The organism is Ruegeria sp. HKCCD9138, assembly GCF_057220975.1.
Map to the genome: position 1 here is coordinate 24,711 of NZ_JBWVAZ010000019.1, position 10,928 is coordinate 35,638.

10 protein-coding genes and 1 tRNA gene are annotated in these 10,928 nt (G+C 57.8%); 5 read left to right on the plus strand and 6 right to left on the minus strand.

The features are described from left to right. Positions 1 to 40: 40 nt before the first annotated feature. The 3 genes from AC2TEL_RS21185 to AC2TEL_RS21195 all read right to left on the minus strand — a co-directional run bounded on the left by AC2TEL_RS21185 (position 41) and on the right by AC2TEL_RS21195 (position 1,619). Positions 41 to 1,216, minus strand: a complete 1,176-nt coding sequence (locus tag AC2TEL_RS21185) for a WD40/YVTN/BNR-like repeat-containing protein (RefSeq protein WP_480906803.1) — start codon at positions 1,214 to 1,216, stop codon at positions 41 to 43. Between the two features lie 112 nt (positions 1,217 to 1,328). After that, positions 1,329 to 1,454, minus strand: coding sequence for a type B 50S ribosomal protein L36 (gene ykgO / locus AC2TEL_RS21190; RefSeq protein WP_068338904.1), 126 nt, complete (start codon positions 1,452 to 1,454; stop codon positions 1,329 to 1,331). Positions 1,455 to 1,544: 90 nt separating this feature from the next. Next, positions 1,545 to 1,619, minus strand: a tRNA-Val gene (locus AC2TEL_RS21195). A gap of 147 nt (positions 1,620 to 1,766) precedes the next feature. Here AC2TEL_RS21195 and AC2TEL_RS21200 point away from each other — a divergent pair. Then, positions 1,767 to 2,627 carry an N-formylglutamate amidohydrolase gene (locus AC2TEL_RS21200; RefSeq protein ID WP_480906806.1) on the plus strand — a complete coding sequence of 287 codons (861 nt, stop codon included), beginning with the start codon at positions 1,767 to 1,769 and terminating at the stop codon, positions 2,625 to 2,627. A gap of 2 nt (positions 2,628 to 2,629) precedes the next feature. On the opposite strand, the gene AC2TEL_RS21205 is transcribed toward AC2TEL_RS21200, so the two are convergent. Further along, positions 2,630 to 3,883 (minus strand): DNA polymerase IV, encoded by a 1,254-nt coding sequence (locus tag AC2TEL_RS21205; RefSeq protein ID WP_480906809.1) that lies wholly within the window; start codon positions 3,881 to 3,883, stop codon positions 2,630 to 2,632. A gap of 348 nt (positions 3,884 to 4,231) precedes the next feature. Further along, positions 4,232 to 4,936, minus strand: coding sequence for an orotidine-5'-phosphate decarboxylase (pyrF, locus tag AC2TEL_RS21210; RefSeq protein ID WP_480906812.1), 705 nt, complete (start codon positions 4,934 to 4,936; stop codon positions 4,232 to 4,234). A 112-nt stretch (positions 4,937 to 5,048) separates the two neighbouring features. Between pyrF and AC2TEL_RS21215 the strand changes: the two genes are divergently transcribed. Together AC2TEL_RS21215 and clpB are read left to right on the plus strand one after the other, a co-directional pair. Beyond that, entirely contained in the window at positions 5,049 to 5,354 is a 306-nt protein-coding gene (locus AC2TEL_RS21215; protein WP_480906815.1) for a hypothetical protein, read from the plus strand. A 128-nt stretch (positions 5,355 to 5,482) separates the two neighbouring features. Further along, positions 5,483 to 8,101, plus strand: a complete 2,619-nt coding sequence (clpB, locus tag AC2TEL_RS21220) for an ATP-dependent chaperone ClpB (RefSeq protein ID WP_480906818.1) — start codon at positions 5,483 to 5,485, stop codon at positions 8,099 to 8,101. An 86-nt stretch (positions 8,102 to 8,187) separates the two neighbouring features. Here clpB and AC2TEL_RS21225 read toward each other — a convergent pair whose 3' ends face one another. Further along, entirely contained in the window at positions 8,188 to 8,940 is a 753-nt protein-coding gene (locus tag AC2TEL_RS21225) for a ParA family protein (protein WP_480844561.1), read from the minus strand. Between the two features lie 222 nt (positions 8,941 to 9,162). Here AC2TEL_RS21225 and msrP point away from each other — a divergent pair, with 222 nt between their 5' ends. Together msrP and msrQ are read left to right on the plus strand one after the other, a co-directional pair. Next, positions 9,163 to 10,065, plus strand: a complete 903-nt coding sequence (gene msrP, locus AC2TEL_RS21230; protein ID WP_480844562.1) for a protein-methionine-sulfoxide reductase catalytic subunit MsrP — start codon at positions 9,163 to 9,165, stop codon at positions 10,063 to 10,065. Between the two features lie 4 nt (positions 10,066 to 10,069). Next, positions 10,070 to 10,684 carry a protein-methionine-sulfoxide reductase heme-binding subunit MsrQ gene (msrQ, locus tag AC2TEL_RS21235; protein WP_480906821.1) on the plus strand — a complete coding sequence of 205 codons (615 nt, stop codon included), beginning with the start codon at positions 10,070 to 10,072 and terminating at the stop codon, positions 10,682 to 10,684. Positions 10,685 to 10,928 lie beyond the last annotated feature (244 nt).

A 10,928-nucleotide genomic window follows, 5' to 3' on the forward strand; every position in this document is an offset into this window, starting at 1 on the left:
CGGCCCGTGCAACGAACCTTACTGCCCAGAATCTGGATGGCTATTTCTGGTCGGGTGAACCGCGATCCAAAACCTCGACGGACAGGATTGTCGGCAGATGACGGGCTGCCTCTGTCCAGGAGTCTCCCTCGTCGTCACTGGCGAACACCGATCCGCTGTTGGTGCCAAAATAAAGCCCGGCGGGATCTCGGCGGTCCCCGGCCATGGCCTGTCGCAGAACGGTAAAAAAGCAGTTTTGCTGCGGCAAGCCGTGCCGCTGGTCAATCCACGTTTCACCGCCATTTGTGGATTTCCAGACCGCGGCTGCGGCGTCGGGTGGATAGCGTCCGATACTGTCGCCGTTCAAGGGCAGGGTCCAGATCGTCTCCGGGTCGCGGGGATGGACATGAATGGGAAACCCAAATGTAGAGGGCAACCCTTTGGTAATATCCTCCCAACTGCGGCCCCCGTCGGCTGAGCGCCAGACACCGTGGTGGTTCTGTTGATACAGCAAATCCGTGGTTCCGGGAGCCTGGACCATGTTATGCACGCAATGCCCGGTCTCGCCATCCCGAGGGGCCGCAGGATGGTCGTGATGACCGCAGCTTTCCGCGTTGGACAGCCGGTTGCGTCGCTCCCAGTTTGCCCCGCCATCCTCTGATGCAAAGACGCCGGCTGCCGAGATACCGACCCAGAGTTTCTGCGCATCTTCCGGGTCAGTCACGATCGAATGCAACACCAACCCCGCGCCACCCGGGTTCCAGTCCGGAGCCGAAGGATGGTTGGTCAGTCCTTCGACCGTGGTCCACGTTCGTCCGTTGTCCTGGCTGGCCAGCAATCGTGCTGGTTTGGCTCCTGCATACAATACGCCGTGTGCGTAGTTCAGCGACCAGATCTGGGAAAACTCGTCGGCAAAAGGCGCTGGTTCGTCTGACCACCCGATTATCTCGGCAAAGTCAGGGTCATTGGCAGCCAATTCGTCCACCTGGCCCCTGGTCAACTTCGTGACTTGCCAAGTTGCTCCGCCGTCCTCGGATCGCCAGATTCCCGCGCCATTCCAGTCGCCTCCTCCGCCAGCCCAAAGCGTTCCCGTCACTGCGTCTGCTATGACGTGGTTGATCGGCCAGCCATCACAGTGAGGTCCCGATACCTGCCAGTCCGACCTGTCGCCGTTACTGGAAACGATGAATGCACCTTTGGTTGTTCCGACCAGAATATCGACGCCATGTTCTTGCATGAATTTCGCGCTCCAAATGAATGGAGCAAGAGTAACATGCGATCTGGCATTGACTGAGAACAAAAAAACCGCGCCCCAAGGCGCGGTTCTTTGAATTCAAAAGTAGCTGTTCTTAGCCCTGACGAGCTTTGAACTTACGCTGCGTCTTGTTGATCACGTAGACGCGGCCTTTGCGACGCACAACACGGCAGTCACGGTGCCGGTTCTTGAGCGAGCGGAGCGAGTTCCTGACCTTCATGGTCTGTCTCCAATCTGCGGCGCCTTCATCAAGGACGTGGCCAGCGCCTGGGTTAGCGGGTGCCTCGGAAAAACCGAAACAGTGAATAGATGGTGGGCGGTACAAGGATCGAACTTGTGACCCCTTCGATGTCAACGAAGTGCTCTACCGCTGAGCTAACCGCCCACGAACCGTTGCAAGACCTGCCCCATAACGAAATGGGGCGCGGAACCCCGCGCCGGTAGCGGGGTCTATAAAAGGAGTCGTTTGGGGGATCAAGGGGTTTGGAAGAACTATTTTCCGGTCTATGTTGGTCACGAGCAAGGAGAGACCATGTCGAACGCAGCCTACGCACTGGATATGCCAGAAAACCGCAGTTCATGCGTGGTGTTTTCTTCGCCCCATAGTGGTCGGCTGTATCCGGATACCCTGCTGAGGCGTTCGGTTCTGAACCGCAATATGATTCGGTCGTCCGAGGATGCCTTTGTCGATCAGTTGTTTTCGCCGGCCCCTGACTTTGGCGCGCCACTGCTGGCTGCGGCCATGCCGCGCGCGTATCTGGACCTCAATCGCAGCGCGGATGAGCTGGATCCGGCACTGATTCAGGGGGCTAAGCGACAGGGACACAATCCACGGGTCGCTTCCGGTCTGGGTGTCATCCCTCGGGTCGTCGCCAATGGGCGCTCGATTTATCGCGGCAAGCTGACGATGGACGAAGCTCGTCTGCGTATCGACACATATTGGCGGCCTTATCACAGACGCCTGAAGTCGCTGCTGGCCGAATCGCATACCATGTTCGGACAGGCGATTCTGATCGACTGTCATTCGATGCCGCATGAGGCGGTGGCGCTGGCCAGTAACTCGCAGCCCAAGCGGCCCGAGGTCGTTTTGGGAGATCGATTTGGTGCGTCGGCTTCCGGTGTGATCGTCGACCAGATTGAAGCGGCCTTCACCTCTGCCGGCCTGAAAGTTGCCCGCAATGCGCCTTTTGCCGGTGCTTATGTGACCCAGACCTATGGCCGCCCGGCGCGCCATCAGCACGCGATACAGATCGAAATCGACCGGGCGCTGTACATGAACGAAGACACGATAGCGCCGAACGCCAATTTTCCCGAATTTCGCCAGGTGTTGCGTCGGGTCATCTCGGACATCGCGAGCATCGGCCGGGAACAACTGCCACTGGCGGCCGAGTGAAGTCACCGCAATGCGCGACCTTTGACAATGGCATCCGTGCCAAATCTGCGCCGTATCTCGTCGGTGGCGCGCTCCGCCTTGGACCGCTGTTCCGCGCCGGGGTCCAGCAGATCACCTGAAATGTCTGCTTGCTCTTCTGAACACAGGTCAGACAACCCGCAGCCCAGTAGCCGATAGGACCCCTGATCACCGACCTGATCGAACAACCCGCGCGCCGTGCGGTAGATCTTGTCTGCAATCTGGGTGGCATCCCGCAGAGAGACCCGCCGAGTGATGATCTTGTGGTTAGCCCGCTTCAGCTTCAATGTCACGATCCGCCCGGCCAGACCTTTGGCCTTGGCCCGGTCGGCCACTTTTTCGGACATGCGCCACAGGTGCCCGTCCAGAATATCCAGGTTTGCTGTGTCCTCGAAAAACGTGGTCTCATTGCTGATCGATTTCATCGGCTCGTGTGCTGAAACGCGCCGCTTGTCCTGCCCCCGCGCCAAATGCCACAGGCGATACCCCATCGAGCCGAACCGGGCCGTTAGTGCTTCCTGATCCCAGCGCAGCAGGTCCGAGAACGTGCGAATACCTGCGCGGTCGAGTGACTCTTGCGCCGCGGGTCCAATTCCCCAGATCAGGCGCACAGGTTTGTCGTACAGGAAATTCGCCGTTTCGGCCTGACCGATCACGGAAAACCCACGCGGTTTGTCGAGATCCGAGGCCACCTTGGCCAGGAATTTGTTGTGACTCAATCCAATCGAGCCGGTCAGACCCAATTCATCCTTCATGCGCCTGACCAGTTTCGCCAGCATAAGCGCAGGTGGAGCGCCATGCAGCCGCTCGGTGCCCGACAAGTCCATGAAGGCTTCGTCCAGCGACAGGGGTTCGACGACAGGGGTCAGTTCATCCATCATCGCCCGGATTTCGCGCGAAGCTTTCGCATAAACCGACATGCGCGGTTTGATGACCACGGCGTCGGGGCAAAGCTTCAGGGCCTTGAACATCGGCATTGCGGAACGAACACCGCGAATGCGCGCAACATAACAGGCGGTCGACACAACGCCGCGTTTGCCGCCGCCGATGATGACCGGCTTGTCCGCCAGCTCGGGGTTGTCGCGCTTTTCGACCGAGGCATAAAATGCGTCGCAATCCATGTGGGCGATGGTCAGGTCGAACAGTTCCGGGTGCAATGTCACGCGTGGGCTGCCACAGGACGGGCAGCGTCTTTCGTCGGTCAGACGGGTCAGGCAATCTCGGCAAAGGCCGGGCATCTGCGTCCTCGCGCGTTCTGCATTTGTACCGGGGCTACTTATAACACCCTCAGCGGGCGATCAAAGGTCCGCGTTTGATTCTGCTCGAAAAAGAAAACCCCCGCTATTAGGGCGGGGGGAGGTAACGGACCTCAGGAAGAAATGGTCCGTTGGGGAGTGTTTCATCCCCAGAATCGCGCGAATCCTGCATTTTCGATAGGGTTTAGGGTCTTTGGACAAAACTCGAGTTTATCATGTGTGTTTTCGGGCACAGGGACGATTTGGCGCGGAGGTGCCAAAAATTGACGCAAGGTCAACCAGTTGTCGGTCAGTTTTTGCCTGAAATCCCTGCGAATTCGACCGCTTGATTCAGTGCCGGGTCAAGGAATTTAACTCAGCAAGAACTGCCTCTGCCGCCGCTTTGGGGTCCTCTGCCTGATAGATAGGGCGTCCCACGACGATATGGTCGGCTCCATCTCCGATAGCGCTGGCCGGGGTCGCTACACGTTTCTGATCCCCCAGGGCGGCACCTGCCGGACGGACACCGGGAGTGACGATCAATCGTCCTTCGGACTGGGGCAGGGCGCGGATCAGGGCGGCCTCCTGCGGGCTGGCGATTACACCATCGGCCCCGGCCTCGAATGCTTTGGCCGCGCGCTCGACGACCAGTTCCTGCACATCGCCACCTTTCAACAAGCTGGCATCCAGATCTTGGCGGTTCAGCGAAGTCAGGATAGTCACTGCCAAAATCTTGAGGTCCTTGCCCGAGGCGCCCTCTTTTGCCGCCCGCACCACATGCGGGTCGCCGTGAACAGTCAGGAAATCCAGATCGAACTGCGCCAGCCCGCGAACGGCGTTTTCCACCGTGTTGCCGATGTCGAACAGTTTCATGTCCAGAAAGATGCGCTTGCCGTGATCCTGCTTCAGCTCATTGGCCAAGGCCAACCCACCGCCGGTCAGCATCCCCAGGCCGATTTTGTAGAACGAAACACTGTCACCCAGCCGTTCGGCCATGGCCAGACCCTGCAGGGCGTTGGGAACATCAAGGGCTACGATCAGGCGGTCATCGGACATGGGGCAGGCTCCTAATTGGCAAACGTCTGCGTCCTAGCGGGTTCGGGCCGTTCTGTCCATGCAATGCGCGATTCCTGTGTTAAGGTCGCCGCATTCTTTGAAAGGGTCAGAGATGAAGAAGCTATTTGTTCCATTCCTTGTTTTGGCAGCCTGTCAGGAAACTCCGACGGAAACGGCAGCAGACGCGGTCACTTCTCCAAATGACGATCTGAGATTTGTTGGCGGCTATCGCGCCACCGATGATGATTGTCAGTTAACCGGGGAAACTGCCTTTACAGTCAATTTTCTGGATGATGCCGCTGACCTTGTCTCGTGCCCGAACGACAGCGACGCAGCGCAGTCTCTGGTAGATATGTACGGCGCGCGCCCGGTGGCTGAAAGCGGAGGATACTCGGTCTATTCAGTACCCCGCAGATAAACGCTGAATCTGCCCTCTTAGCCTCTTGAACCGTCAAAGATATTTCCCAGATTGAATGTGAGGCTTCGACCGACGCGTGCCGCCAAGCGGGCGCATCAAAACGGGGCGCTTGAGAGAAGGAGAATAAAATGGACTTGAACAAGTTCACCGAGCGGGCACGGGGATTCGTGCAGGCGGCGCAGACCATTGCACTGCGCGAGGGGCACCAGAGACTGGAACCCACACATATACTGAAAGCATTGATGGATGACGATCAGGGGCTGGCCAGCAACCTGATCACGCGTGCCGGTGGCGCGCCCAACCGCGTGGTTGAAGCGCTGGATGCGGCCATGGGGAAAATCCCGAAAGTCAGTGGCGACGCCAGCCAGATCTACATGGATGGCCAGACCGCCAAGGTTCTGGACGAGGCTGAGAAGATCGCCACCAAAGCAGGCGACAGTTTTGTACCGGTCGAACGCGTGTTGATGGCGCTTTGCATGGTTAAATCCAAGGCCAAGGATGCTTTGGAGGCTGGCGCCGTATCCGCGCAAAAACTCAATGAGGCGATTAACGATATTCGTAAGGGACGAACCGCTGACACGGCGTCGGCGGAAGAAGGTTATGACGCGCTCAAGAAATACGCGCGCGATCTGACCGAGGCAGCGGCCGAGGGCAAGATCGACCCGATCATCGGGCGGGATGAGGAAATCCGCCGCTCGATGCAGGTTCTGTCGCGCCGCACCAAGAACAACCCGGTTCTGATCGGCGAACCCGGTGTCGGTAAGACCGCGATCGCGGAGGGCATGGCCCTGCGCATCATCAATGGTGACGTGCCGGAATCACTGAAGGACAAAAAGCTGCTTGCGCTCGATATGGGTGCGCTGATTGCCGGTGCGAAATACCGCGGTGAGTTTGAAGAACGCCTTAAAGCCGTTCTGACCGAGGTGACCGAGGCCGCTGGTGAGATCATCCTGTTCATCGACGAGATGCACACGCTGGTCGGCGCCGGTAAATCCGACGGCGCGATGGATGCTGCCAACCTGATCAAGCCTGCGCTTGCCCGGGGTGAGTTGCATTGTATCGGTGCGACCACGCTGGATGAGTATCGTAAATACGTCGAAAAAGACGCGGCCCTTGCGCGCCGGTTCCAGCCTGTGATGGTCACTGAACCGACAGTCGAGGATACGATCAGCATTCTGCGGGGTATTAAAGAGAAGTACGAACTGCACCACGGCGTGCGCATCTCGGACTCGGCGCTGGTATCGGCGGCAACCCTGTCGCATCGCTATATCACAGACCGTTTCCTGCCCGACAAGGCCATCGATTTGGTCGATGAGGCGGCGTCGCGGTTGCGGATGGAGGTGGACAGCAAGCCCGAGGAACTCGATCAGTTGGATCGCCAGATCCTGCAGATGCAGATCGAGGAAGAGGCGCTGAAGCTTGAGGACGACGCGGCCTCGAAGGATCGTCTGGAAACCTTGCAAAAGGATCTGGCCGATTTGCAGGAGAAATCTGCCGAGATGACCGCCCAATGGCAGGCCGAGCGCGACAAGCTGGCCGGGGCGCGTGATCTTAAGGAACAGCTCGACAAGGCGCGGGCTGATCTGGAGATTGCCAAGCGGGAAGGCAATCTGGCGAAAGCCGGTGAGCTGTCCTACGGCGTTATCCCTGAGCTTGAGAAAAAGCTGACCGAGGCCGAAAACGCCGAAAGCAACGCCATGATGGCCGAGGAAACGGTGCGTCCAGAACAGATCGCATCCGTGGTCGAACGCTGGACCGGTATCCCGACCTCGAAAATGCTGGAAGGTGAGCGCGAGAAACTGCTGCGGATGGAAGACGATCTGCATTCGCGTGTGATCGGTCAGGATGCCGCCGTGACAGCCGTCGCCAACGCCGTGCGCCGCGCGCGTGCGGGACTGAACGACGAGAATCGGCCTCTGGGCTCGTTCCTGTTCCTCGGCCCGACCGGCGTGGGTAAGACCGAGCTGACCAAGGCTGTGGCGAACTTCCTGTTCGACGACGACAACGCGATGGTTCGTATCGACATGTCCGAGTTCATGGAGAAACACGCAGTCGCCCGTCTGATCGGTGCCCCTCCGGGCTATGTCGGCTATGATGAAGGCGGTGTGCTGACCGAAGCCGTGCGGCGCAGGCCATATCAGGTCGTGCTGTTTGACGAGGTCGAAAAGGCACACCCGGATGTGTTCAACGTGCTGTTGCAGGTTCTCGATGATGGTGTGCTGACCGATGGTCAGGGCCGCACTGTGGACTTCAAGCAGACGCTGATCATCCTGACGTCGAACCTGGGGTCCCAGGCGCTGAGCCAATTGCCCGAAGGCGCGGACAGTGCGCAGGCCAAGCGTGACGTGATGGATGCGGTCCGGGCGCACTTCCGGCCCGAGTTCCTGAACCGACTGGACGAGACCATCATCTTTGACCGGCTCAAGCGGGCCGACATGGACGGCATCGTCGATATCCAGATGGCGCGCCTGCAGAAACGTCTGGCCGCCCGCAAGATCGAGCTGGCTTTGGACGAAGGTGCCAAGGAATGGCTGGCAAACGAAGGCTATGACCCGGTCTTTGGCGCGCGTCCCCTGAAACGCGTGATCCAGCGCGCTTTGCAGAACCCGCTGGCCGAAGCACTGCTGGCTGGTGAAATCAAGGACGGTGAGACCGTTCCTGTGACCGCAGGTTCCGATGGCTTGATCATCGGCGATCGGTTGGGAACTTCTGAAAGACCCCGTCCGGATGATGCCGTGGTACATTGATCCATGTGAGACTTTCAAAGACCCGCCATTTCGGCGGGTCTTTTCTGCGTCCATGACGCTAACGTATCCAAGTTTGGTACGGGGTTTTAGGCTCGAAAGACCCGTGAAAGAACTTCTTCACACAAAGACAGATAGGCCTGACTGGCGGCGCATCCTCTGGCGGTCACCATCACCGGCGCGCGATGGACGCCCATTCTTTCCACATCGGTTGCGAAGGGAATTTGCGCGTCTAGAAAGCGATTGCCATAGTCCTTTTTCAGTTCGGTAATCGTTTCAGAGTGCAGGGTCTTGGCTCTCTGGACCATCGAGAAGAAACAATGCAGCTTTTTGACTGGAAGGTCGTTCTTCCGGAAGAACTTCACCAATTGATCCAAAGTGCGCCGCGACAACGTCGAAGGAATGACCGGTACCACGATTGCATGCGACGCCTGAAAAACGCTTTCGGACAAAAGGGACAGATTCGGCGGGCAGTCCAAAACCACGACTTCATAATCGGGCGCAACACCAGCCAAGGCCGTTTCAAGCTGCGATTTGCCGTTGTTCATTTGAGACAGCAAAACGTCGAAACTGCGAAAGCTTTGATTGGCGGGCAGAATGTCGAGGTTCTCAAAATCACTTTCGCGTATGGATTTCGCAAGTTGGTTGCTGCCTCTGAAGAACTTTGCGTTTGAAAGCCTTTTTGAAGGTTTCAAGCGGTAGTAGAACCCGGAAGCCCCCTGAGGATCGAGATCACACAGAAGCGTTTTTACACCTGCCGTGGACAGGGAATAGGCCAGATTGACCGCTGTAGCTGTTTTACCCACTCCACCCTTGTTGGAATAACAGGCAATGACCTTCATCGTGGACCGCCTCTTGAAGCATAACCGGACTGAACTTTACCAAACTTCCGTAAGTGTCCGCTCTCCCTGCGGTGCAAGTCAACGCAATACCCCGGATCTTCTCAATGCGCTTTTGGTCGGGCAACGTTACAATCCGTTCGCTCAATCGTGACGCCTGTTTCCTTGGCTCTGTGCTATCAGACATTACCTCATTGCCGAGGTGGACTGATTACGGAGATCCGGATGGCGCATCGCTGGACCAATACTTTGACACATGCCGACGTCACCCCAAGGGCGGCGTTCCTGAACCGGCGGCAGATCATGGCGGGGCTGGCAGGTGTCGGACTGACTGCGATGGCTCGACCCGCAGCGGCCGAAGACGGATTGGAGCCCAACACCTGGGAAGAGATTACCTCGTACAACAATTATTATGAGTTCGGGACGCGGAAAGATGATCCGGCGAAATATGCCCATATGCTCGTGACCGAACCGTGGAGCGTCAAGATCGACGGTCTGGTCGACAATCCCGGTGAGTACGACTTCACGGACATCATGTCCGAGATGACGGTTGAAGAGCGCATCTATCGGTTCCGTTGTGTCGAGGCCTGGTCGATGGTCATTCCGTGGAATGGTTTCGAACTGGCCGATTTGCTGAACATGGCCGGCGTGCAGGATGGTGCCAAATACGTGGCGTTTGAAACCGCATATCGTCCCGACGAGATGCCCGGTGTTCAGTATCCGGTGCTGGAGTGGCCGTATCGTGAAGGGTTGAGATTGGACGAGGCCATGCACCCGCTGACGATCATGGCCACAGGTATCTATGGCCGTCCGATTCCGAACCAGAACGGCGCACCGCTGCGTCTGGTGGTGCCGTGGAAATACGGGTTCAAATCCATCAAGTCGATTGTCCGCATCACGCTGACGGATGTGGAACCGCCGACCAGCTGGAACATGGCAAACCCGCGCGAATACGGGTTCTATAGTAATGTGAACCCGAATGTGGATCACCCGCGCTGGTCTCAGGCCTCTGAACGTCAAATCGGCGGTGGTCTCTTTGCCAAGCGGATCCCGACCCTGATGTTCAACGGTTACGAGGAAGAGGTCGCCGGGCTTTACGAAGGGATGGACCTGGCGAAAAACTATTAAGATTATGCAGACCCTGAACCAGATATTGCGCCGTATTCCCGTTTGGATGGTTTACGTGCTGGGTGCGATTCCCGGCCCCTGGTTGTTTTATCAGGGTCTGACGGGTGGTCTGGGCGTCGATCCGATCGAAGCTCTGGAGCACCGATACGGAGAGCTGGCGCTGCAGCTTTTGATCTTTGTACTGGCGATCTCTCCGTTGCGCCGGTTTCTTGGTCTGAACCTGATGAAGTTCCGTCGGGCTCTGGGCGTGTTGACTTTTGGCTATGTCAGCCTGCATCTGCTGGTCTGGCTGGTTCTGGACGTGCAGGTACCAAGCCAGATTTGGGCGGATATCGTGAAGCGACCTTATATTACGGTTGGCATGGCGGCATTCGTCCTGATGCTGCCGCTGGCGGTGACATCGAACAACTTGTCTGTTCGTCGGCTGGGACCCCTGTGGCGCAGCCTGCAGCGCCTGGTCTATCCGGCAGCGTTATTGGGCGGATTGCATTACGTCATGCTTGCCAAGGGCTTTCAGATCGAACCGCTGATCTACCTGTCTGTGATCATCAGTCTGCTGCTGCTGCGTATTCCGTTCCCAACCCTGCTGACTCGGTTTCGTCAGGCCGATTCCGTCTGACTCGGGGCTGAGTCTGTGGGTAACCCTGTGTAAAAGCCATTCCTGGGGTTCAGTACGCTACCCATTGAAGCTCCGTTGAGAATGATTTTTTCATAATGCTTTGATTTAAAGCGTAAAAAACAGAAATGCGGTTTTTTGCTGGTTTCCGTAATTTTCCACTTGCGGCTTTTGATTGTTATCCTTAGAACGCCCTTCACCGGCGCTGCTGAGGCGGTTGCTGGGACGCTGGAGACGGCGGAGACGG

Coding starts and splice junctions, on each gene's coding strand:
- AC2TEL_RS21185 (WP_480906803.1), bottom strand. CDS start 1,216: ATGCAAGAACATGGCGTCGATATTCTGGTCGGAACAACCAAAGGTGCA.
- ykgO (WP_068338904.1), bottom strand. CDS start 1,454: ATGAAGGTCAGGAACTCGCTCCGCTCGCTCAAGAACCGGCACCGTGAC.
- AC2TEL_RS21200 (WP_480906806.1), top strand. CDS start 1,767: ATGTCGAACGCAGCCTACGCACTGGATATGCCAGAAAACCGCAGTTCA.
- AC2TEL_RS21205 (WP_480906809.1), bottom strand. CDS start 3,883: ATGCCCGGCCTTTGCCGAGATTGCCTGACCCGTCTGACCGACGAAAGA.
- pyrF (WP_480906812.1), bottom strand. CDS start 4,936: ATGTCCGATGACCGCCTGATCGTAGCCCTTGATGTTCCCAACGCCCTG.
- AC2TEL_RS21215 (WP_480906815.1), top strand. CDS start 5,049: ATGAAGAAGCTATTTGTTCCATTCCTTGTTTTGGCAGCCTGTCAGGAA.
- clpB (WP_480906818.1), top strand. CDS start 5,483: ATGGACTTGAACAAGTTCACCGAGCGGGCACGGGGATTCGTGCAGGCG.
- AC2TEL_RS21225 (WP_480844561.1), bottom strand. CDS start 8,940: ATGAAGGTCATTGCCTGTTATTCCAACAAGGGTGGAGTGGGTAAAACA.
- msrP (WP_480844562.1), top strand. CDS start 9,163: ATGGCGCATCGCTGGACCAATACTTTGACACATGCCGACGTCACCCCA.
- msrQ (WP_480906821.1), top strand. CDS start 10,070: ATGCAGACCCTGAACCAGATATTGCGCCGTATTCCCGTTTGGATGGTT.